Here is a 23541-nt window from a genome sequence, read left to right on the forward strand (position 1 = left end):
CTATAGTAGAGTCTTTTCTATAAAAGAGAATTAGTCTCAGGATGTGGTGCTGCCTTCGGGCACCCTCATTACATATCCTGTTCCGCGAACAGTATGAATCAACTTGTTCCGGTACCCTTTATCAATTTTTAAGCGGATATGCCTGATGTATACATCTACAACATTGGTATCTGCATGGAATTGATATCCCCATACTTGTTTGAGTATTTCCTCGCGGGAACATATAATCCCTCGATTCGCAGCGAGATAATATAGAAGATCGAATTCTTTATGCGTCATCTTAAGCTCGATCCCTTCACGGGTGACCAGCCTGCGGCTGGGATCGAGCATTAAACCATCTACCTTTAACAGATGTTTTAAATTTCGACGCCGACCCGTGAGGGTTAATAAATTTAGAATTCTACATTTAAATTCACCGGTATGTAGTGGTTTTGTCATGAAATCATTCCCTCCGGCTAAAAAGGCCGCAACTGCTCCGTTACCAGATAATTCTTCGGAAATCACCATGACCGGAAGAATCATTCCCTCATCTCTTACTTCGGAAATGATTTTCCATCCTTCCCATGTTCCCACCTCGCCTAAATCAGCAAGCAGTAATACCGGTTCTACTTCAGAAATGGATAAGCGAAGATCTTCGGGATCTTCGCTTTTTGTTATTTGCAGACCGATATCATTAAACACTTTCGCAATAGCGTCTAGTTCTTCCTCTCCTCTTCCGTTTCCCGCAGACATGTACCATATCATTTGCTCACTCACGAAGATCCCCCGTATCCATCAGACATGCATCAGCATCCCATTAATAGATATAGAATCCCCGGAAAACAAAGAGACCATTCCTATGAAATGGCCTGAAGATCTGTTTATTATGCTTTTTATCCAAAATATCGATGATAAAAGCTACGGGCAGCGGCAATATCCTTCGTTCCATGGATCAATGCCCGGCCATCTGCGAAGATCACCATCCGGTAAGGACCTTCCTTAAAGGAAATTAGATAAGGATTGCTCTCTACCTCACCGTCTCCTAAACGAGACAGACGACTGGCTGTTTCCTGCAAGTTAAGTTTCTGCGGCCGGGCAGGGCGGATCTGTACGGTATCCCTGCCACAAAGCACATCACTTCGTTCCGTATTTAAGGCTGTTAGATAAGGGTAGATCGGATGAGTCCCACAAGAAGGACAATTCTCCTTTTTAGCACTTTTCACGCCAATTTCTTGATGTTCATTACGCCATACATCGAAAGTCAGCAGTTTATTCCTTAATTGGTCCTTACGGTTACCGAGAAGCTTTAACGCCTCAGCTGTAGCATTTGCAGTAACCAATTGCACGGCCTGGGGAAGAATACCCGCTGTATCACAGGTATCTCCCCCTAGTGGAACTATACCTAAAAGACAATGAAGACATGGCGTTTCTCCAGGCAAAATCGTATATGTAATTCCATAGCTTCCTACACAAGCTCCATAAATCCAAGGGATATTATTCTTTTGGGCAATATCATTAATGATGAGACGTGTATCGAAATTATCAGTCCCATCCATAATCAGGTCCACCCCTGAGATGAGTCCTTCCAGCTCTTCCTTCCGCACATCCATAACATGCGCTTCTATGACAACCTCAGAATTAATCTGCTGCAGTCTGTTCTGGGCTGCAATGGCTTTTGGAGCTCGCTCCTGCGCATCCATCTCGGTATATAGCTGTTGGCGCTGCAGGTTACTCCACTCTACATAATCGCGGTCAACGATGAGAACATGCCCAACCCCACAGCGGACTAATGTCTCTGCAATCCCTGTACCTAACGCACCCGCACCAACTACAAGCACTTTTGATTTTGCGAGACCCTGCTGTCCTTCAGTACCAAATGGCGTGAAACGTATCTGCCGTGAGTATCGATCTTCTCGCCCAGCGTTATGAAACATGCATTATCTCCTCCCCATATCCAAAAAGCGGAGAACAGCAGGATGTCTGCTATTCTCCGGATTTATGATTATTCTATACTTGTACAGCTGACCACTGCTCAACATCCCAAATTTTCGTAACCCAATCTTCATAAAAATCAGGTTCATGAGATACAAGCAGGACTGTGCCTTTATATTCTTGCAAAGCGCGCTTCAACTCTGCTTTAGCGATAACGTCAAGGTGATTGGTAGGTTCATCGAATAGTACCCAGTTGCTTTCGCGCATCAAAAGCTTACAAAGTCGCACTTTCGCTTGCTCCCCACCACTCAGCATACTAAGCGGACGTGTAATATGTTCATTTTTTAGGCCACAGCGTGCCAGATGTCCACGAACTTCGTTCTGAGTTAAACTGGAGAATTCATTCCAGACATCCTCAATGGGTGTAAGACTAGCTGCTTTCACTTCTTGTTGGAAATATGCAGGGTTCAGATAATCCCCAAGATAGGTTTTGCCGCTGTATGTTGGGATCACTCCCAGAATTGTCTTCAGCAGTGTCGATTTACCCACACCATTGCAGCCAACAATAGCAATCTTCTCTCCACGTTCAATGACCATATTTAGCTGTGGCAGCAGCGGACGATCATAACCGATCTCGAAATCAATTCCCTCGAAGACAGTTTTCCCGCTTGCCCGGCTCTCTTTAAACTTAAAGGTCGGCTTAGCAGCTTCTTCAGGACGATCAATTCGGTCCATACGATCAAGCTGCTTCTCACGGCTTTTTGCCCGGCCTGAAGTTGAAGCACGCGCTTTATTCCGCTGGATGAAGTCCTCTTGTTTTTTGATAAAATCTTGTTGCTTCTCATAGGCATCGATATGCTGGTTTTTGTTCATCTCCGCCATATCGAGGAATTTCTCATAGTTCGCCGTGTAACGGGTCAATTTACCGAACTCTAAGTGATAAACGACATTAACGACTTTATTCATAAACTCAGTGTCATGGGAAATCAATATAAATGCATATGGGTACTGTTTCAAATAGTTGGTCAGCCAATCGATATGCTCAACATCCAAATAGTTGGTAGGCTCATCAAGCAATAGTACATTGGGTTTCTCCAGTAGCAGCTTCGCCAGCAGCACTTTGGTTCTTTGACCACCGCTGAGAGAAGCAACATCACGATCTAGCCCAATCACGGACAGGCCTAAACCATTGGCCATTTCCTCTACTTTTACATCAATCAGATAGAAATCTCCGATATCCAGTTGTTCCTGAATGTCTCCCATCTGCTCCAGTAGTACTTCTAGTTCCTCAGGCGAAGCATCACCCATCTGCTCTGTGATCTTCAGCATTTCCTGCTCCAACTCAAGCAATGGCAAAAAAGCGTCCTTTAGAACATCGCGAATCGTTTTGCCCGGTGTAAGAATCGTATGTTGGTCCAAATAACCGTAACGCACCCGAGGGGTCCACTCTACTTTACCATTATCCTTCAAAAGCTTTCCTGTCAAAATATTCATTAGCGTCGATTTACCAACGCCATTTGCTCCAACAATTCCAACATGTTCTCCTGGTAACAACCGGAAAGACACGTTCTTGAACAATGTCCGATCCCCAAAATTGTGGGAAACGTCTTCTACAGTAAGTAAACTCATAAATTCTCCGCAAGCTCCTGTCTATACTTAAATAATGCGTAAATCAAATCACGTATAAATATATATTTTATCATACTTTAGCGGAACACTGAATTAAATGTTAGTCCCAATAGCCTATCTTAAGAAAAAACCACGGCGTTTTCCAACGTTTCGCTCGCCCTTAATGTCCCCTAACAGCTCAGCAATTACATCTGCCAACTTCCCTTTTTGTAAAAATGGATCTTGCTGACACGGTAGATTATAAACTCTATCTATACCTAAAGAATTTCGCAATACTTCAACAGATTGGTATTCAGCAAGTGGTAACCCCACTCTCCATTCCCGTTCAGGCTGCAGCCCACTCCGTTTAATCCATAATAAAGTTTCCTCCAATCGCCAATCGGCGCCAGAAGCAATCAGAATGGGAATATCGCTATGCTTGATTTCTTCCAGCGCTCCATCAAATCCACCCGTTCCCAGATCTAAGACAACAAATTGATAACCCCCTCTCATAAGCTCTGCTACATTCCCATGGAGAGGTCGCTTCCAGTAATGAACCTTCCTCCAGGAAAATGCAAGCTCAGGGCTCTTAGCAGGAACTGAAGCGCTCTGCGCGTCAAGCATACTGTGCATGCGATCATAAACAGATGAATCTGGAGATAGATCAACCCAAGCTGTTGAACCGATCTGTCCCAAATAACTGCTAATCGCAAATGAAGTATGTGTTGTTCCAAGTCCCGGCCTTACTCCAAGTAAGGCGATCACTATAGCCTTCCGTTTATCAACCGCTAGGGGCACAGACACTGCTAAAGGATTACCTTCATCCATATCATTTTCCACACGAACCAGCGCTTGAATAACAGCTGTTGCCTCCTGATATCTTTCCTCCGGATGAGGCCGTAATAAACGTCTAATTATAGGAATAAAAGCTCCGGGAACATGGTCACGCAACTTATTTTCCATTCCAGACTCCCAGTGGCTGCATAAGCCTCCGGTAGCCATATACAAAAGTAATGCACCAAGACCATATAAATCAGAAACCGGCTGACTCTGCCCATTCCCATACTGCTCAGGAGCCGCAAATCCTACTGTACCAAGCTTCACCGTATCTTCATCGATTCCTTTTCTATAATTTCGAGCGATTCCGAAGTCGATTAACATCAATTCTTTTTGCTTAGTTAACATAAGATTGGAGGGCTTTAAATCACGATAAACAATGGGCGGATGATGACCATGCAAATATTGCAGAACTTCTAAAAGCTGTTTAGCTATTTGTAGGATGAACTCACAAGGTAAAGGTCCGGGATTATCCTTCATCAGCTGACTTAAAGTTATCCCTTCAATATAATCCATAACTAAATAAGAATACCCTTCTTGATCCGAAAGATAGTAATCAACAATACGTGGAAGCCGCGGGTGATCCAGACACATTAGCATCTCCGCTTCAGCTTTAATGTCTGAAGGCATCTCATCTGAGCTTACACTTTCTTTTACAGCCCAACGTTTCCCCTTTAAACGCAGATCCTCCGCAAGATAAACAATACTCATTCCACCTGTTCCAATCTGATCAATAATTCTGTATCTGGCGTCCATTATCTGCCCTACCCCAAGCTTCGATGCAAAATCCACCTGAACTTCCCCCTTTTTCACATAAAAAAAAGAGAAAGCTTCCGCCATTAACGTTGTTACCGCAGATTACGATAACGTTAATAACGGGATGCTTTCCCTTAAGATTTTAAATTAGGATCTAACTTAGTATTTAATCATATAAAGTGTTATTTCGTCACGATTATGAAACAGCTGCTTGGCCCGTTGAATCTGCATACGTTCGCCCTCAAACATTGCGATGATCTCTTTGATCATCGCTAGAGGTTTCTTATGCATCAGCTTTACGGTCACAATCGCTGTTCCGCCTGGGGACAGGCTGTGCAGCAGCCCGGTTACAAGCTTCGCCATCAGCTTAGGACTCCAGCTCATATCACATACAAGCAGATCAAATTCATTATCGCGGAATTTCACTTCTCCGGCATTTTTGCGCAGGATCTTCAGACCCGGGTAATTACGCAGCGATTCATGCATCAAAGCAGGGTCAACCGCTGTTACCTTCATTCCACGCTCCAGCAAGAAAGAAGTCCAGCCCCCTGGAGAGGCACCGATATCAAGCGCATTACGGAAGCTGTAAAAAGGAATACCGAACTCCTTCTCCGCTTCCATCAGCTTGAACTTAGCACGTGAGATTTGTCCGTCTTCCTTGCGGAAACGGATTGCACCGCCATTCCAACCGGATAGATTCTCTTCTGGTCTGGACACTCCTGCATATAAGGCATTCCCGTCTGCGTAGACAGAAATGACCCATGCCGGATCTTGTACTGTAAATTCTGCACCCAAGCTTTGCAATTGCTCCTGCAGCCATTCACGTAGTTCGCCCGGACTTTCCTGCCAGAAGGAAGGATCCCCTTTACGAACATTTAGGGATATTTTCTCCCCCTCTAGCTCACTGCGGCGGCTTAAATAAACAACCAAACGCTGCAGCGCATCCATGGTTCCTTCATCCTGAAACTGCACAGGCTGTATATGACGAAGGAAAATGGGCAGATTCTGTGTGAGCAATCGTGATACTTCCTCGGGTTCAGACTGCAAGGTGGCCAGAAAGATTTCTCCCGGCAGCAGCAGCGTACTCTTCACTGCGCCGAACAAGCGCCGAAGCTCTTCCTGAGCATATGGCGCAAAACCGTGATTAGCTGTACAAATATATCGGGAGTACACCATTTCTTCCGGAGCAGTGGTCTGCTCTTCGTTATCATGTCTTAATTCGTTCAAATCGTTTTGCCTCCAGGTCTAATTTTAATCCAGGGACGACCGCTATCCCATTCTACATCAACAGGAATATCATAGGTGGCCAAGATCATTTCTTTGGTTAATACTTCTTCTTTCGGTCCGGAACCAGCTAGCTTACCGTCGCGAATTAAAGCAACATGTGTAAAAAGCGGGACGATTTCCTCCACATGATGAGTTACATATACAACGGAGACATTACGTTGTCTCAGCTTGTCTACTTCAGCCAGCATTTTTTCTCTTTCGTACAGATCAAGACCTGCACAAGGCTCGTCCATAATCAGTAGTTTGGGGTCAGCCATAAGACATCTTGCCAGCATTGCTTTTTTTCGCTCTCCCTGTGACAAGGTTCCAAAAGGATGAAGTGCCATATTGCCCAGATTCATATCCTCTAGCAAGCGGATTGCCTTCTCCTTCACTTCGTGTGGAATGCTCTCGTAGAAACGCAAATAAGCGTAAGCTCCTGTAGCTACAACCTCCCACACCGGATCATTTAAAGACATTTTCTCCATTAAGGAAGGACCAATATAACCAATCTCTTTACGAACCTCGCGTAAATCACATTGACCATATTTATTCCCCAATACCTCAACAGTTCCTTTGCTAGGGAATAAATAACCTGTCATAATCTCCAAAATTGTTGTTTTGCCCGAACCATTTCGTCCCAAAATGACCCAGTTTTCGCCTTCCTTCACTTCTAACGATACATCGTCCAAGATTAGGCTTTCTTCTCTGCGCAGAGATAAATGTTGTAATGAAATGATCATGATATAACACTCCTTATGTATTCCAGAATCCGCTCAACTGAAACCATTGAATAATAAATATGCGGATTCTCTATCCGGTCAGCAGAAGCCACAAGTAGAGCAGGAACACTGGTAATACGGTATTGTTGGACCAGATTAGGCAACATGTTTACATTTCCGGCAACCATTTGGAGTTCAGCAGGCAATAGATGTGCCGCTACTTCCAACATGCGTTCTGTAGCCTTACAGGTACCACACAGCGGAGTATGCAAAAATACTACCAGCGGTTCTCCCGGTCTCGTGAGTATCTCCAGTAAATCCGCTTCATTCATTTCCTTCATTTCAGATCCGTCTCCCCAGCGATATCATAAAGCTTATCAGAACTTAGGGGACCATTAAACAAGATCATCCCCTCAGGTTTAGCCGCGTATAAGATTTCATACATTTCTTTTCTCCCTAAAACACTGGAGGTGTGTAGATAGATTTCACGGGGGTACAGCCCTTCCAGAACAATCCGTCTGGCCACTTCCCCACCAGAATAATCATCCGGTCCCATATCATAATCTAACGATAAAATACCAACCTCACACTCACGCAGCATCAGAAGACATTCTTCTGTTGTCCTGGCTAAAGCAAATCCAAGCGGACCTTTACGGAGATCGTCCATATAGATATGAATCACTTTCTAGCCCCCGCTTCAAACCAACTGCGAACAGTAGCTATTTCATTCCGATGACTGCCATCTGGACCCTTTTCAGTTTCCAAAACAACAGATTTTTTACGTAATGGATCAGAAGTTATTAAGCGCTTAAGACCCTCTTCACCGATATAACCTTTTCCTATTCCAGCATGCCGGTCCCGTCTCGAATCAAAGGGAAACTTAGAATCATTTAGATGAACAGCTACAAGATGCGGCCAAAATCCAAGCTGGTTTCCTCGTTCAAGCAAGTCTTCCGTATGCTCAGGATTCCAAATTCCCGCCGCAAAAGCATGACAGGTATCCAGACAAAATCCAATCTTCTCGGGAAACTGGCTAAGCTCACGAACCTTCACCAATTCTTCAAGTGTAATCCCTTCGGTACCATGGTTGCCCGCTTGATTCTCGATTAGCAGCTTGGCGTTACCTTCCCATGACTCCAGCGTCTCATTCATACATTGTATAATATTTTGATAGCCTTGTAACGGCTCCATTCCAGCAAAATGTCCAAAATGAACAACAATGCCTAAGGAACCGCAGGCTTCAGCAATTTCCAGATCATTAAGTAGGGAGTCTACATACACCTTTCGCGGGGTAGCGTCATCCCTATTCGCAGCCATATTGATTGCATAAGGGGTGTGGGCGATAGAGGTGATCCCTTTTTCTTGGCAAAAGAGTGCACAATCCCTTGTATCTCGAATATCAACCGTCTTTAACTTCAGACTGCGCGGATTTTTCGGAAAATATTGAAAACTTGTTGCACCGCTCTCCCAAGCAAATCGGGCAGCTCTCCCATATCCACCACGAATGCTGACATGAGCCCCTACTTTGGGTTTAGGCTTCATGCTGACAGTCTGGGCAAAAAAATACTTTGCGTCCAGACAGCTCTGTTTTGATAATCGTTCCCCCATCGCGTAGGCAAGGCTCGCCCTCACGGTCATAGACTTTACATTGATCATTATAAGAACCCGTAACCGTATCACCGGTCATAAATGGCATTTCCATGTATCCGCCAATCTCTGTCGCATCAGTTAATACTTTTTGAATGCTTTGATACAGGCGGGAAATGGCTTCAGGTGATAAATTTTGTACTAAAACTGAAGGCAGAAGCCCTGCGTCAAAAGCAATCTCATCCGCATAACAATTTCCAATACCCGCCATTACATGCTGATTCACTAACAGACTTTTTAACGCACCACGCCGCCCTTTTAATATTCCTGCAAAACGTTCCGGCGTCATCCGTCGATCCAGCAGCTCAGGTCCAAGCTTACCCATCGTTGCTTCGCTTTCCTTCACGGATACTAAATGTAAGAACCCTAACCGCAGGCCCATAAAATAAAGGATCTGATCACCAAATGCGATTTCTACTTGCGTATTACGATCCGGCCGCTCTTCTTCTGAACCATAAAAAAGCAATCCACCCAGCATTAAATGTAATAGTAATCTTCGTCCATCATGGAGATGAAACAAAATGTACTTGGCGCGCCGCTCTACAAAAACAACACGCGCACCGATCAAGGCATTAATGAAAGCTTCTGTTTCCATGTTAATTGTTTTTTCTCTGTTCACAATTACATTAGTTATCGGAACATTTATAATACGCTGGCTAAGCAGCTGTCTATAATTCTCCATTTCCGGCAATTCTGGCATACTCATCGTCCCCTCTAAGTTGGTGAAGTAATAAGACCCTAGCTATTATACACCGAGAAACATTTTAAGTTCAGCTAAATCGGCACATATTTCATCGGGAGTGATCCCTGTGATGCTTTTATAGTGCTCCAGGTTCTCTGTAGTGGTTAAACCGGTAAGAACAAGGATTGTACGACAGCCCGCATTAACACCGGCAGCGATATCCGTACGCATATTATCCCCAACAACAGCAGCATGTTCAGGTTGAATGTTCAGAAGATCTGTCGCATATTTGATCAGGTGGGATTCAGGTTTACCGATCACTACTGGCTTCACTCCACTTGCAGCCTCAATTGCTGCACCAATCGTACCCGCACCCGGCATAACCCCATCATCTGATGGTAACATTAAATCTGGATTGGTGAGCACAAACTTTGCCCCGCTCAAAATCCAACGCGAAGCTTGAGCTAACGAAGCATAATTAAAAGAACGATCGATACCTTGCACCACATAATCAGGGGATTCTGTGACGATTTGGAGCCCTGCCTCAATGCAAGCCATACGCAGTCCCTCTTCTCCAAGTATCGCCACTGTAGCCCCAGGTGATTCCTCAGCTATGTAACGTGCGGCTGCCATAGAAGAGGTACATACCTCCTCAGCTTTCGCCTCAATTCCCATTCCACTTAAGTGGGCAGCAACGTTAGCTGCCGTACGCGATGAGTTATTAGTAACAAATAAAAAAGGGATATCCGCTTCACGAAGAGCTTTTATCAGCAGATCAGCACCGGGAATCATTTTATGCCCATGGTACAATGTACCATCTAGATCAATCAATAATCCTTCAATTTGTTCCATCACTAACCCCTCAGTTTCCACAATAAATTTAATTAATATAATAAATAAATAATAGTATTAACAAACTTGTAGCCTTTGCCCTGCTTGGATTTACAGAAAAACTCAATCCCTTTAGGTGGAAGATATCACCTACTGATTTTCGGCAATATGTCCAGCCATTCGTTCGTCTTTTACTCCGTGATTACTTTAAATCTAACACACTTCGTCGAATGAAATCGAACAACCGTCCCATCCAGCATTTTTTAGCATAGCACTGTCATTTCCTGCGCTTTCCCGGAAAATAATCATTCCCCCTATTGCCCATTTAGTCTGCGAGGTACCGGATATGCATTAAATTCCTCAGCTAATAATGTCTCTGGGAATAGGAGTTCAGCTTCCTCAAGCAAAGGAATTAACTCTTCATGCGAGCTGTAACGAGAACTGAAATGAGTCAGCAACAGCTGTCCTGCTTTGGCTTCTTTTGCTAACTCTGCAGCCTGACGGGCTGTACTATGATGATATTGATACGCCATGTCAGCCAGATCATGGGCGAAGGTTGCTTCATGAACGATAAGGTCTGCATTAAGAGAGAGTTCTAAGGCTCCCGAACAAGGTCTTGTATCTCCAAGGATAGTAACAATACGTCCTCGTTTGGGTTCCCTGACAACATCAGCAGCACAGATTCGTACACCTTCATCCGTAACAACGTCTTCACCTTTTTTTAATTTCCCATAAATCGGTCCCGGTTTTAAACCATAACTCTTAAGCAATTCCGTATTGAGGCTTCCGGGACTATCCTTTTCCGTTACCCGGTAGCCATAGCTGTCAATCCGGTGCTCAAGTAATGCAGCCTCAACTTTAAAGCTATCATCCTCGAATATAATTCCTCCTGAATGCTCTACAATCTCAATCTTATAAGGAATTCGGGATTGGCTCACAGCTAAGGAGATCTCTAAGTAAGCTTTTAATCCAGGGGGTCCGTACACCGTTAACGGCGCTGTCCCTCCCTGATAACCACGACTTGATAATAGACCTGGAAGACCAAATAGGTGATCACCATGCAAGTGGGTAATGAATAGCTTTTCCAGCTTTCCTAGCCGAATCGGTGAACGAAGAACCTGATGTTGTGTACCTTCCCCACAATCGAACATCCAAATACTGCGACGTTCTTCCAGCAGTCTTAATGTAACGGACGTTACATTGCGTTGTAGCGTTGGCACACCTGCATTAGTACCTAAAAAATATAAATCCATTCTTTTTCCTCCCTTCTGCTTATTGGCTCAACCATCTCTTTTCAATTCTAAACGACCTTCTTCCAGCAAAAAACCCCCCAGTTACGGGAGGTTCCGCTGAAAGGGATACAATCCCCTACAGACCAGGTATATAAATGAAAGAATTACAGCTTCTCTACATTAAAATACTGCGCTTCTGGATGGGCAAATACCATAGCCGAAACGGAAGCTTCGGGCTCCATCATAAAGCCTTCTGTGAGGTGAACACCGATATCCTCCGGAGATAACAACTTAAACAGTGGACCTTGATCTTCTAAATCCGGGCATGCAGGATAACCAAATGAAACACGGATTCCTTGGTATCTTGCCCCATGTCTTTGCTTCATCGTCATATCCGCCGGATCCGGGAAACCCCAAGTATCGCGCATCATATGATGGACGCGTTCCGCCAGTCCTTCTGCCACTTCAAGTGCAACCGACTGCAAGGCGTGTGAACGCAGATAATCTCCGCTTTCTTTCAGCTGAGTAGACAATTCACGTACACCGTGACCTGCTGTTACAACTAGGAATCCAACATAGTCCATAATACCACTGTCAACAGGTTTCAAGAAGTCCGCCAAGCACAGATGAGGCTCTACCCCTTGTCTCGGGAAAGTAAAGGTATGCAGGATCTCGGACGTATTCTGTGGATTATACACTATAATATCATTCCCTTGCGATTGTGCAGGGAAGAATTGATACATAGCATGTGGAGTAATGGTACCCTCTAGCATCGCTTGATGGAGAATATCGTCTACGGTACCCTTCAGTTCAACAGTCCGCTGATCTCCAGCAGCTAATTGGGCTTCTACAGAACCCCGTAACCCCAAATGATGACCCAGCAGCATTTGCATATTCACATAGGGGATAATATGCCCCAATGGATAGTTACGCAGTACGTGGCGTTCTAAATCCGGTGGAACAAATACAGGTGCATCTGGAGATATTTTGGAACGCACTGCTCTGGTTAGTTTCGGCAGTTCTTGCTTAGGCGCCACCGCAACCGCTGCTTCTGCCTCCACACGAATTTCCTCGGCAATCTTCTCCCTTTCTTCAGGGTTCATAAGCCGATTGGCAATATCCAGCCCGTCCATAGCGTCCTTAGCATACAATACTAGACCGTCATATTCTGGACGAATACGGGTCTTCGTAAATTTACGGGTCAAAGCTGCGCCACCAACCATAATCGGAACATCGATCCCTGCTGTACGTAAATCCTGAGCGGTGAGGACCATCTGCTGAGCAGATTTCACAAGCAACCCGGACAATCCTATCGCATCAGCTTTTTCTCGACGGAAGGCTTCGATAATGGTCTCTGGTGGTACTTTTATACCCAAATTAATGATCTGATAACCATTATTGGAGAGGATGATCTCCACTAGATTCTTACCAATATCATGCACGTCCCCTTTTACGGTTGCCAGCATAATTTTTCCTTTAACCGCTGTCTCATCCTTCTGCATAAACTGCTCTAGATGATTGACAGAAGCCTTCATCACTTCAGCGCTTTGCAGCACCTCAGCAACGATCAATTCATTATTATTAAATAACCGGCCGACTTCCGACATCCCTGCCATCAGCGGTCCATTGATGATCTCCAGCGGACCAGATTTAGTCAATGCTTCATTAAGGTCAGGAATGAGTCCTTCCTTCGTACCTTCAACCACATAGGAAGCTAAACGTTCTTCAAGTGACAGGTTGGAAATCTTCTCTTTTTTCTCTACTTTTTTACCACGGAAAGCAGCTACAAAAGCAGAAAGCGTCTCATCATTCGTATTATAAATCAGTTCCTCAGCAAGATGACGTTCTTCAGCAGGAATGGAAGCATACCGCTCCACTTTTTCTGTATTTACGATCGCATAATCCAACCCAGCTTTTGTACATTCATAAAGGAATACGGAGTTCAACACTTCACGTCCCGCTTCCGGCAATCCAAAGGAGACGTTGCTGATGCCCAAGATCGTATGAACACCTGGAAGTGCTTCCTTGATCAAGCGAATGCCGTCAATCGTTTCTTTTGCTGAACCGATATATTGTTCATCTCCGGTTCCTACAGGGAACACCAATGTGTCAAAAATAAGATCTTCTCCTGCTAAACCGTACTTATTCACTAGCAAGTCATAAGAGCGTTTAGCCACTTCCAGTTTATCTGTGGCCTTAATGGCTTGTCCCGTCTCATCGATGGTACCCACAACAATAGCTCCACCATATTTATGAATGATCGGCGTCACCAGCTCGAATTTCTCTTCACCATCTTCAAGGTTAATGGAGTTAATTATCGCCTTACCTTGACAGTACTGTAAAGCTAAATCGATAACCTTAGGATCGGTAGTATCGATCATCAGGGGTACTTTAACCTTTTTCACAACCAGTTCTAAGAAAAGCTTAATATCTTCAATCTCATCACGGTCAGGGTCTTGTACACACACGTCAATAACCTGTGCCCCACTCTTCACCTGAGCACGGGCAATTTCTGAGGCTTCCTCATATTTACCTTCGACGATAAGACGTTTAAATTTACGAGAGCCAAGTACATTCGTACGTTCACCAACCATGTATGGGCGGTTGTCGTTCTCAATATAGATAGGCTCAATGCCTGAAAGTGCAGGCGGATGATTACCTGTCAGCGGGCGTGGAGGATATTCAGAAAGTGCTTCCTTCATCGCACGGATATGCTCTGGTGTCGTTCCACAGCACCCCCCCGCAATGTTCAGCCAGCCTTTTTCGGCAAAGGCTGCAATCTTGCGAGCTAAAGAATCTGGAGATTCATGATAATGTCCGTTCTCATCCGGCAATCCTGCGTTTGGATAACAGCTCACGGCTGCGGAGGAGATCTCCGAAAGCGAACGAATGTGATCCCGCATAAACTCAGGACCAGTCGCACAGTTGAGGCCCATAGAGATAGGCTTCAGATGTTCTAATGAGATATAAAATGCTTCAATATTCTGACCCGCCAATGTAGTACCCATTGGTTCAATTGTTCCGGAAATCATAACCGGCAACGTGATGCCAGTCTTTTCAAAAGCATTACGAATACCAATACTTCCAGCTTTAACGTTAAGTGTATCTTGAGAGGTCTCCAGCAGCAAAACATCTACTTTACCGTCCATCAATGCCACTGCTTGTTCCTCATAGCTATCAACTAACTCTTGGAAAGTAACGCCTCCAGTTACTGAGAGCGTTTTTGTTGTTGGACCCATAGCCCCCACGACGTATCGCGGACGGTCAGGTGTGTCATATTTGTCTACTGCTCTGCGAGCCAACTCTGCTGCCGCTAGATTGATCTCACGTGCCCGCTGAGGAATATCATATTCAGCTAGCACAACAGAGGTTGCACCAAATGTGTTAGTCTCAATGAGATCAGCCCCTGCTTCGAGGTACTGCTCATGAATCGTCTGAATGACTTCTGGACGTGTTAATACCAGCATTTCATTACAGCCGTCCAGCTCATCGCCTCCAAAATCTTCTCCAGTAAGAGGCACCTGTTGGATCATCGTGCCCATTGCGCCATCAAGGATCAAAATCCTTTGTTGTAAGCTTTCCTCAAGTGTATATTTAGCCAACTAATAGTCCCCCCAGTAAAACATTAGAGTAAGTTTAGCAGAATAAAGGAATTTCGAAAAGCCTTCCTTTCCACTCTGCTTTATCTGTTATTGCTCAGTAACCTTTGCGAACCTTTGAATCATGGTTTCACAGACAGCTCTTTGCTAGGCATAGAGTGCTGTGTCCGGGCTGTCACATGTGAAGTGACATTATATTGTCCTTCCTTTTCAAGGGTCCCTTCTGCTTGATAGACTCCTTTACCAATTAGCTTTCCCTTAAGCTCTATTTTCTGTCCCTCATCATTTTTATTCACAATTTCGAACAGAACCTCTTTTGCATCATCTACTGCCTCGTTATCTTGGGTCACCACAGCTTCAAAGGTTACCTTTTGATTTACAACAACTTCTTCAGGACTCCATTGTAGTTCGACTTTGATAGGTTCCATAGACATGTTCATATTCATGTTATGTATTTCTGAATGCTTGGTTCCATTTGAAGAACATCCACCTAGTACTAGAAGTGTTGCACCTAATAATACAGCGACTAATTTCTTCGATCTCATCATTTGGAGCCCTCCCAATCATTATCGAATAATAAAAATCTACCAATTCATGTTATACATCTCCATCTATTATACACATTATTATTGGTTTTTCAGTATTTTGCATCAATTCCGCATTAGTCTTGTGACTTAAATCATTTACTTGAAAATCTAATGAAATCCTTATGTTAGTATGTATGTACAGAAAAGCAGCGAGTTTCTTAGGATCTCAGAAACTCGCTGCTTTTATAAAGTCTTTATGTTGGAGCTAATAGCTCTATATATCTTACAAGGATTGAACTAGTGGAAGAAGTTCCTCAAGGTGATTGATTTCATGATCCGGATGAATATCAAGACTAGGTGCTCTACCTTTTCTATTAATCCAGACCGTGGTCAACCCTGCTGCCAGCCCCCCACGGATATCCGTTGTTAGCTTATCGCCGACCATAACCGCTTGCTCAGGCGTTACATCAAGAAGCTCTAAAGCATGCAGGAAAATTTCCTTATCCGGTTTGCCTTTACCAAAGCTTCCGGAAATCACAATATGATCAAAGAAAGGAATTAACTCGGGCACACCATCTAGTTTCTCTTGTTGCAGTGCAGGACAGCCGTTCGTAAGTAGCAAAAGCTTCACTTGACCCCGTAACTGCTCCAGTACATGCATTGTTTCTTCATAGATGTATGGACGTTTTCTGCGCTCTGCTGCGAATTTAGTTGCCAAGGTCTCAGCTAGTGCTTCGTCTTCCACCCCTAACGCTGCAAGTCCGCGACGCCAAGACTCTTTACGATATACCGGTGCAAGCTGCTCCAATTGACGGAATTCTGGCTGTTCACCTGCCGTAAAGTTAGCCCAGAGTGCTTCATATGGATTAATTCCGATCATCTTTGTAAATGGGAACGTCTCATAAGATTCATACAAGCTACTTGCTTCCTTACGAACTGCTACTTCTAGTTCTTGTGGATCAATCGTATCCCCGGCGGCTTCACAAGCAGAACGAAATGCTTCTTCGACGCTCCGATCATCCCACAGCAATGTATCATCAAGGTCAAATAGTACAGCAGAAATTGGCATTACAGGTCTCCCTCTCCCTTTAACTGGTCTAGTTCTATTCGTGAACTACTTCAATGTTGTGAGCTTTAGCAAATGCTTCTAATCGTGTACTCATCGCATTAGTATCATAGCGATTCATAAGTTTTGTGAAAATCCATTTCGTACGTTTCCCTTTGTGCTTAATGACTACAGCTCCACGCGAAAGGGTGATTTTCTCAATATCTGCAGCTGGAAGTCCGCGTTCGCGATTGAATTTAATAGTGGACAGTCTTGCTTTTTCCACCTTTAAGTACGGACGACGGAAGAACAATAGCGCTGCCAGCAAATAGTACAGTACTACTCCCAGCCAATTAGCCAGCATGCCATTACCTTTGGCCTGATCAATAGAACCAACTACCCAAAACATAGTGCCAAGTATCACTAACACTACCGGAAATGCAATGTTGCGACCTTTAAAGACTTCGGCATTCTGGGTAGGAGATTTAGAGGCATAAATCGTATCCTTGCCTTGTTTCTTTCTTTGCTTGTTGATTTGCTGTGTGTTGCGTTGAACCATTCTTTCCCAAGAACGGGCCATGTGCGTTCCCCCTAGTCATCCTGAAATATCTATGAAAAGGAACAGCGAGCTAATGTTTAAGCCCTTTGTTACCTTGTTCATGCTCATCGTTATCTACTATTTCAATAGTATTTAATTGTGCTCGGAAGTTATTGCGGATATTCCCCAGGTAAATTTCACGAAGCTTGGCGCGTTCCGCCACTTCCTCTTGATTAAGGCCTACGCTCTTCTGTTTGCGTGCCAATTCGTTAATTCGCGCGACCAACTCATCAATATTCAATACTTTCCCTCCCCCTATAAATTAATTCTAACTCTGCCATGAGAAAAAGAGCTTGTCAAGATCTACTCCCTGCAAGCTCTACTGGTCATTCTATTATGTTCTCAGAAAATTAATAAATAGGTAAAGTAAGTATGTCTCCAGCGTTAATTTGACTACTCTTAATCCCACTTGAACGTTTAATTCCTTCTATATAAACAACTGTCTTCATATCAGCTGGTTTATTCTTAAGAGCAATACTCCATAGTGTATCTCCACGTTCAACCACAATCCGCTTCTCTTCCTTCATTATAGTCGTCGATCCTGCAAATACATTTCCCACTACTGTTAGGCCAGATAATACTAGCACGAAAATCAATATTAACTTAATAAAGAAATCTTGAGGGAACAACGAAATCATCCCTCCAAGCAAACGTTCCGTTATCTCTTTCACCTTAGCGGAATTACGTGCAACGTCATTATGTCCTATAGATTCAACCACTGGGGCCTTATCGTAGATGCTGCGGTATGTACTGTATTTTAGCATAATCATCATCCTCCAAACACTTGTTCTTACTTTCGAATTTATAATAACACGAACATGTGTTTTGTTCAATACTATTTCAGAACAATTGTTCTCTTTTTTTCGAGAGACTCAAGCGGTTCATTTTATTATCATTTGTCTACCATTTTTTAACTCTAGCAGATTTATATTTATAATAGTTAGAACTTATGTTTGTGCGAACGGTAGTTCTATGTTATAATTTTCCCAAACATTACTATATGGGGTTGATTCCAATGTCAAAGATTTCAAGTCGCCAGCTGGCGATCCTGGAATTTATACGAAGCGAAGTCCGCAGCAAGGGTTATCCACCTTCCGTCCGGGAAATTGGAGAAGCTGTTGGCCTTGCTTCCAGCTCCACAGTTCACGGTCATTTGGACCGGCTTGAGAAGAAGGGACTTATTCGTCGAGATCCAACGAAGCCACGTGCAATAGAATTACTAGGCCAAGAGGATTCAGAGAATGTTCACCAATTCGCGCAGACCATCTCACGGATTCCTGTCGTAGGTAAAGTTACCGCCGGGGTACCTATCACTGCTACAGAGAATATCGAAGACTACTTCCCACTTCCTACTCACTATGTAGGTGACAACAAAGTATTTATGCTGTCTGTCATGGGTGATAGTATGGTGGACGCAGGCATTATGAATGGTGACTATGTGATTGTTCGCCAACAACAAACAGCGGACAACGGAGATATCGTTGTAGCCATGACCGAAGAAGATGAAGCAACCGTTAAGACCTTTTACAAGGAACGTGATCATATACGGCTTCAGCCGGAGAATCCAGCTTATGAGCCGCTTCGCCTTAATCGCGTAACTATTCTCGGAAGAGTCATCGGATTGTTTCGAGATATCCACTAAGTATGCACTTCTAACATAAAAGGCTGTTCCGCATATGCGGAACAGCCTTTTTTCTACGTTTTTTTGCTTTTCCAACCACTTACGAACATTTGTTCCCAATGGCTAAAATGGCCATTTTCTATGAATAACCCTTTAGGCGTTCTGCTCATATCCTAATTAGAAAGGAGTGTTGCGTATAATGCCCAACTACCGAATTATTGTAGATCTGACCCAACGAATGTTATATCTTCTGGACAATGATATTGTGATTAGAGGTTTCCCTGTCGGCATCGGTAAGATGTTAACCCAATCCCCAGTGGGTGAATTCACTATTATTAACAAACAACCCGACCCAGGGGGTCCCTTCGGTGTTTTTTGGATGGGACTGTCTAAACCACACTACGGAATTCATGGAAACAATGACCCTTCCTCCATTGGGAAAGAGGTGTCCCACGGCTGCATCCGGATGTACAACGAGGATGTGTTAGCACTCGCTGCTATTGTCCTTATAGGCACACGAGTAACGATAAGAAATTAAATTCGAATGGAGGCTCGGCAACCCCCAAATCACATTAAAAAATGGGGGGCATTACATAAGTAAGTATTTTTTCATTAGCATACTAGGAGTTTGGTGATTATATGTCGAATATTGTTAACAGGATTGCAAATTGAAAAGGATGTGTTTAGTTTGAATAATTCAAAAATTAGAACCCTCGTCGATTTTAAAGTCGATGCACTGGGTAAGCTGTCCGGTTTACTTTTAAATGATGAACAAGCTAGTGGAAAAAAAGTGAATTTGCTCACCTCTTTTGGCAGCATTCAGGGAATCGTCTCTCCAACCGTCTCCAACAAAGAGGATGTATTTGATTTAAAATCTTTGATGGATGATGTAATTGTAGACGAATACATATCTTATTTGGGAGCAGAACACCCTGATAAAAATTTCAGCTATAACTTTGTTGTCCTCAATGACGTTACTGTAAGACCTTATGCTAGTTATGGGACTCCGATCGAATACAAACAGCTGATTGTTTATACCGATCATATCACTGCCTTCAATTTTCTATAGGTTTACATAATCACCTTAAAAAGCACTCTTGCAGCAACCCCCAATTTTGCATCATTTGCAGAATCGGAAGGTTTCTCTGGGTGCTTTTTTTGGGTTAATCGTGAAGCCGATCCTATAATTCCACGAATTTCCCTTTTAAAAGATACTAGTGGAGATCATTCAGGCATATCTTTCAATAAGCAACAATTTGAGTCTAATGAGATAACTAGGAGGTGTGATTATATGCTGATTATCCTGATGTACTTATTTGCTATTTTAGGAGTTGTTTTAATTCTAAGTGCCGCCATTATAAAATTGAAAACGCTATCTGCTTCATCTGAAATTTCTAAGCTAGTTAATGCGACCTCATCTTTTAACATCAGCTTCACCAAAACATTCATTCCCCCCAATCAATCTCACTTGATCGCACTTAACGAGCCTAATAAAAAATTAGCAATTGGCACCAAAAATCCGAAGAGTAACAAAAAAGCAGTAGCAAAGCTATACTCATTTGATAATGTAATGGGATCCGAGATTGTGGTTAACGCACTTACCCTTTCAAAAGTATCCAAAAGACATCAAAACAGCAAAACTACTGCAACAAGTGCAGATATTAATGTCCTTAAGGACACCGATGAAGAAGCTAATGTGATAGAAGAGCTTACGCTTAAAATATATATGAACAGCAAAGAAACGCCTGTGTATTGTATCTCCTTCTTGCCGGGTTTATTGCCTATTCAACAATCCGACAACCAGTACAAGGAAGCTTACTCCCAAGTACAACAATTGCATGCACTGTTCAGGTCAATCGTATCTGAATAATTAAGTTGTTTTTTGCGCAATAAGATGTGTGAATTATTTTTCGCAAAAGCCTTTGATGTAGACACCATATCGCCATACCCCCATTTGTTTTCGACATAGAAAAATCTAAAATTGCACACTAAACCCATCAAACTGGTGAATGCCCGTACCATGTTCCACTACCTTTTGCTCACGTAACTCACGAACTGCCTTTTCGACCTCTTGTAAAATAGATGGATCTAAACCCAGTGTATTATGAGAACCGAATACTTGGGTAACTCCTGGAATTTCCGTAATCTTTTCTAAGGATGCCACTAAATCAACCGGACTAGTCGAAGGGTAAAAGGCATAGATTGGCGTAACGTCATACAATAAATCACCTGTAAACAGATATCCGTTGGCATGATCAAAAAGGCTGATATGACCTGGCGAATGACCTGGTGTGTGGTAAATTTCTATTTTGCGCCCGCCTATGTCGAGCACATCCCCTTCTTGTAAAAGAGCTGTTGGTTTCCCTTGAAAAGGTATGTAGGTGTTAGGATCAAAGGTTTCAGGAACAGGAAGGCTGATGTCCCGGCTCATATCTTTACGAATCTGGGCAAGGGACAAGCCTTTTATTCCGTTAATCAGCCAATCCGCATCCTCTTTATGTACATAGATTGTCTCGAATTGCCCATGACTGCCAATATGATCTGCATGCACATGCGTAGTTATGACAGCGATAGGTAAATCCGTTAACTGATCCGTTATTCTTTTTATATTATCAATACCTAATCCCGTATCAATTAACGCGGCTTGTTTTTGCCCCAAGAGTAAAAAACAATGCACCTTTTCCCAATGTCCATATTCACTGATTGCATAGGTGGTCGGATCAATTTCCGTTACTGTAAACCAACGATCTTTAATCAATTACGCTCCCCCATTCCATTTTTCCCTTACATGCTCTTCTCCCTTACAATAATCCGCCTGTTCATCCGCTTGATAGATTTCTTGATAGGGCAAAATGTTGATTTTGCCTGAGTCTGGATATTCGCAAATATCTATTCCCTGATTCGTTCGGAGATCCAGATACCTGCATGGTGCATCGGAATGATTATAAAGCTGGTGCGCCCCTTCCGGTCCCATTTCAAAAAATATTACATCCCCTTCAGTAACCTCCGTAAAACCCTCGGGTGTTCTTAACATCGCTTTTCCCGCTAAAATCACAAATATTTCTTCAGCATTTCTATGAAAATGATAAGGAAAAGAATATTTATCAGGATCTAAAGATCTGATATCAAAAACTAAATGCTTGGAGCCCACCATTTCAGCTAACCTTTCACTCGTATGCCAAGCAAACTCTGGGATCGGGGACTGTTTTTGTGTAAAAGAGACCGTATTTTCATTAAAAATCTTCACCATCTGCAACACTCCTCCTTATGTTGTGCGTTCATTTACAACAAATAAAGAATCCCAGCTACAGCTAATGAAATAAGACCACCTAAAGCGGACCAATTCGCTACTTTGTTTTTAGCTTTACGGTCTTGCTTAGATTCCGAATAAAAGTTACCTCTTTGTTGTGTACCTGTCGTGAAGGCTCCAACACATATACCTGAAATTATAAAGAAGCCCAATCCTATGTAAATAAAAATTTGCATGAACTTACTCCTTCCCAGGAAAGAATTAGTAATCTATATATAAGATATTTTAACATTAAATCCCTCTACTACGTGCCATGACTTTCGGACCCAGATGACGCTATTTGCTAATTTTGAGCCTTTGAAGCATGGTTTCGGACTCCAGTGACGTTATTCCTAAGGATGAGGCTCATATTGAGTGTTTTTAATGCTAATAGCGACTATGGAGTCCTTTAGTATCCCAAATGTGGGGTAAAGCTTCGTATAAGGTCTGCTGGATCCTATAGCAGGCTCATACGCGAAATTTGCAACCTCAGCAAACGAAAATTGGCGTTCGAATGAAGTAAGGTACCAAAAAGAAGAAGAAGTGTGCCAACAACCATTTTTTTGATTATGGTTATGGCACACCCCTTCTACTCCGCACAACTCCTTCGGCTCTGATCACACTTAATTCCTTTCAAGTTCAAGTGTTGCCAGTGAAACCATCACCCAAGGTGCAAACTTATTCGACGAATCCCCCTTAGGATTGTGTATCCGAAAAAGAAAAGCTTCCCCCGCCTGATTCTTCCAGACCATATAATCTTCTATCCCTTTATCACCGGTTGCCTGCAGATATAGTTCAGCAAAACCTAGAGGATGTTCAATTAGTTCCCCGCTATGGTCGTTGGCTTTGCCAATTGCAGAAAGCTCGGTTTGTCCCTGCTGCTTCAAAGCTGTGAGATCGTAATCGGCAGGTAAGTGTTTAATTTCGGCATAATAGGTTGGATCCTCAGTTAATGATAAACGACCAGACTGTGAGTCTAGTGTGAAACCCTGAAAAACATACAGGGAATATCCATCACCTTTCCCAAGTGTACCTTCTTGCCCTGAGACCCCTCCCTCCTGTTCACCAAATGCTTTGGTCTTTGGCCGATCGGATGTTAGAGGATCAGTGGCCTCCGGACTGGCGGACTCCTGCGCCTCCATAGAAGGAGTAGCAGAAGGTTCAGGAGTGCTTGTAGCTTCAACAACTGGCATTGTCGCTGCACTTGACGCTGTAGGTTTTGCCTCGTCTGTTGTTTTATTGTTACTACATGCACCGAGTATTGAGGAAGACAGAAGAATACTAATAACTGTAGTTAATAATATTTTTTTCATTACGCACCTCCTTATTACTATAATAGTTATTACCCACATGAGTGACGTGTCCTCTTA

Annotated in this window: 26 protein-coding genes; 4 read left to right on the plus strand and 22 right to left on the minus strand. The window is 43.3% G+C overall.

Going from position 1 to position 23541, the window contains the following annotated elements; genetic code table 11:
• Positions 1-36: 36 nt before the first annotated feature.
• The 18 genes from NST25_RS16825 to NST25_RS16910 form a co-directional block, all read right to left on the minus strand.
• Entirely contained in the window at positions 37-756 is a 720-nt protein-coding gene (locus NST25_RS16825; RefSeq protein WP_076281720.1) for a response regulator transcription factor, read from the minus strand.
• A 116-nt stretch (positions 757-872) separates the two neighbouring features.
• Entirely contained in the window at positions 873-1913 is a 1041-nt protein-coding gene (locus tag NST25_RS16830; RefSeq protein ID WP_076309788.1) for a ThiF family adenylyltransferase, read from the minus strand.
• Between the two features lie 73 nt (positions 1914-1986).
• On the minus strand, positions 1987-3540 hold the full coding sequence (locus NST25_RS16835; RefSeq protein WP_036687697.1) for an ABC-F family ATP-binding cassette domain-containing protein: 1554 nt from the start codon (positions 3538-3540) through the stop codon (positions 1987-1989).
• Positions 3541-3654: 114 nt separating this feature from the next.
• Positions 3655-5148 carry a serine/threonine-protein kinase gene (locus tag NST25_RS16840; RefSeq protein ID WP_179088309.1) on the minus strand — a complete coding sequence of 498 codons (1494 nt, stop codon included), beginning with the start codon at positions 5146-5148 and terminating at the stop codon, positions 3655-3657.
• 123 nt (positions 5149-5271) lie between these two features.
• On the minus strand, positions 5272-6288 hold the full coding sequence (locus NST25_RS16845) for an SAM-dependent methyltransferase (protein WP_076309806.1): 1017 nt from the start codon (positions 6286-6288) through the stop codon (positions 5272-5274).
• Between the two features lie 47 nt (positions 6289-6335).
• Complete coding sequence (locus NST25_RS16850; protein ID WP_036687827.1) at positions 6336-7118, minus strand: ATP-binding cassette domain-containing protein; 783 nt, start codon at positions 7116-7118, stop codon at positions 6336-6338.
• On the minus strand, positions 7118-7441 hold the full coding sequence (locus NST25_RS16855) for a thioredoxin family protein (RefSeq protein ID WP_076128425.1): 324 nt from the start codon (positions 7439-7441) through the stop codon (positions 7118-7120). The genes NST25_RS16850 and NST25_RS16855 overlap by 1 nt, the downstream gene beginning before the upstream one ends.
• Positions 7438-7782, minus strand: a complete 345-nt coding sequence (locus NST25_RS16860) for a cyclic-phosphate processing receiver domain-containing protein (RefSeq protein WP_076128423.1) — start codon at positions 7780-7782, stop codon at positions 7438-7440. The genes NST25_RS16855 and NST25_RS16860 overlap by 4 nt, the downstream gene beginning before the upstream one ends.
• Entirely contained in the window at positions 7779-8642 is an 864-nt protein-coding gene (locus tag NST25_RS16865) for a deoxyribonuclease IV (protein ID WP_076281716.1), read from the minus strand. Before NST25_RS16865 ends, NST25_RS16860 begins: the two co-directional genes overlap by 4 nt.
• Positions 8632-9447, minus strand: coding sequence for a DNA-formamidopyrimidine glycosylase family protein (locus NST25_RS16870; protein WP_076309786.1), 816 nt, complete (start codon positions 9445-9447; stop codon positions 8632-8634). The genes NST25_RS16865 and NST25_RS16870 overlap by 11 nt, the downstream gene beginning before the upstream one ends.
• Positions 9448-9492: 45 nt before the next feature.
• A complete protein-coding gene (locus NST25_RS16875; protein ID WP_076128417.1) occupies positions 9493-10281 on the minus strand; it encodes a TIGR01457 family HAD-type hydrolase in 789 nt (262 codons plus the stop codon).
• A 293-nt stretch (positions 10282-10574) separates the two neighbouring features.
• Positions 10575-11513 carry a ribonuclease Z gene (rnz, locus tag NST25_RS16880; protein WP_076281714.1) on the minus strand — a complete coding sequence of 313 codons (939 nt, stop codon included), beginning with the start codon at positions 11511-11513 and terminating at the stop codon, positions 10575-10577.
• A 143-nt stretch (positions 11514-11656) separates the two neighbouring features.
• A complete protein-coding gene (gene metH, locus NST25_RS16885; protein WP_340391870.1) occupies positions 11657-15094 on the minus strand; it encodes a methionine synthase in 3438 nt (1145 codons plus the stop codon).
• 119 nt (positions 15095-15213) lie between these two features.
• Entirely contained in the window at positions 15214-15639 is a 426-nt protein-coding gene (locus NST25_RS16890; protein WP_038571571.1) for a FixH family protein, read from the minus strand.
• A 262-nt stretch (positions 15640-15901) separates the two neighbouring features.
• A complete protein-coding gene (locus NST25_RS16895; protein ID WP_036687714.1) occupies positions 15902-16687 on the minus strand; it encodes an HAD family hydrolase in 786 nt (261 codons plus the stop codon).
• A gap of 34 nt (positions 16688-16721) precedes the next feature.
• Positions 16722-17243 (minus strand): hypothetical protein, encoded by a 522-nt coding sequence (locus tag NST25_RS16900; protein WP_076128411.1) that lies wholly within the window; start codon positions 17241-17243, stop codon positions 16722-16724.
• A gap of 49 nt (positions 17244-17292) precedes the next feature.
• Positions 17293-17502, minus strand: coding sequence for a DUF896 domain-containing protein (locus NST25_RS16905; protein WP_248548735.1), 210 nt, complete (start codon positions 17500-17502; stop codon positions 17293-17295).
• A gap of 109 nt (positions 17503-17611) precedes the next feature.
• Positions 17612-18025 carry a LysM peptidoglycan-binding domain-containing protein gene (locus tag NST25_RS16910; protein WP_340391874.1) on the minus strand — a complete coding sequence of 138 codons (414 nt, stop codon included), beginning with the start codon at positions 18023-18025 and terminating at the stop codon, positions 17612-17614.
• A gap of 251 nt (positions 18026-18276) precedes the next feature.
• On the opposite strand from NST25_RS16910, the gene lexA reads away from it, so the two are divergent.
• From lexA to NST25_RS16930, 4 genes are all read left to right on the plus strand, one after another.
• Positions 18277-18903 (plus strand): transcriptional repressor LexA, encoded by a 627-nt coding sequence (lexA, locus tag NST25_RS16915; protein ID WP_036687720.1) that lies wholly within the window; start codon positions 18277-18279, stop codon positions 18901-18903.
• Between the two features lie 178 nt (positions 18904-19081).
• A complete protein-coding gene (locus NST25_RS16920) occupies positions 19082-19420 on the plus strand; it encodes a L,D-transpeptidase (protein WP_340391876.1) in 339 nt (112 codons plus the stop codon).
• Positions 19421-19570: 150 nt separating this feature from the next.
• Complete coding sequence (locus tag NST25_RS16925) at positions 19571-19951, plus strand: hypothetical protein (RefSeq protein ID WP_139329870.1); 381 nt, start codon at positions 19571-19573, stop codon at positions 19949-19951.
• A 222-nt stretch (positions 19952-20173) separates the two neighbouring features.
• Positions 20174-20752, plus strand: coding sequence for a hypothetical protein (locus NST25_RS16930; RefSeq protein WP_076128403.1), 579 nt, complete (start codon positions 20174-20176; stop codon positions 20750-20752).
• Positions 20753-20857: 105 nt separating this feature from the next.
• Here NST25_RS16930 and NST25_RS16935 read toward each other — a convergent pair whose 3' ends face one another.
• The 4 genes from NST25_RS16935 to NST25_RS16950 all read right to left on the minus strand — a co-directional run bounded on the left by NST25_RS16935 (position 20858) and on the right by NST25_RS16950 (position 23484).
• Positions 20858-21640: an MBL fold metallo-hydrolase gene (locus NST25_RS16935; RefSeq protein ID WP_340391878.1), complete on the minus strand. Its 783-nt coding sequence runs from the start codon at positions 21638-21640 to the stop codon at positions 20858-20860.
• Positions 21641-22132 carry a cupin domain-containing protein gene (locus NST25_RS16940; protein ID WP_312148871.1) on the minus strand — a complete coding sequence of 164 codons (492 nt, stop codon included), beginning with the start codon at positions 22130-22132 and terminating at the stop codon, positions 21641-21643.
• A gap of 32 nt (positions 22133-22164) precedes the next feature.
• On the minus strand, positions 22165-22368 hold the full coding sequence (locus NST25_RS16945) for a DUF5316 domain-containing protein (protein ID WP_076184440.1): 204 nt from the start codon (positions 22366-22368) through the stop codon (positions 22165-22167).
• Between the two features lie 426 nt (positions 22369-22794).
• Complete coding sequence (locus NST25_RS16950) at positions 22795-23484, minus strand: hypothetical protein (protein ID WP_340391880.1); 690 nt, start codon at positions 23482-23484, stop codon at positions 22795-22797.
• Positions 23485-23541 lie beyond the last annotated feature (57 nt).

Origin of the sequence: Paenibacillus sp. FSL E2-0190 (assembly GCF_037992965.1) — a bacterium.
GTDB classification, from domain to species: domain Bacteria; phylum Bacillota; class Bacilli; order Paenibacillales; family Paenibacillaceae; genus Paenibacillus_AQ; species Paenibacillus_AQ odorifer.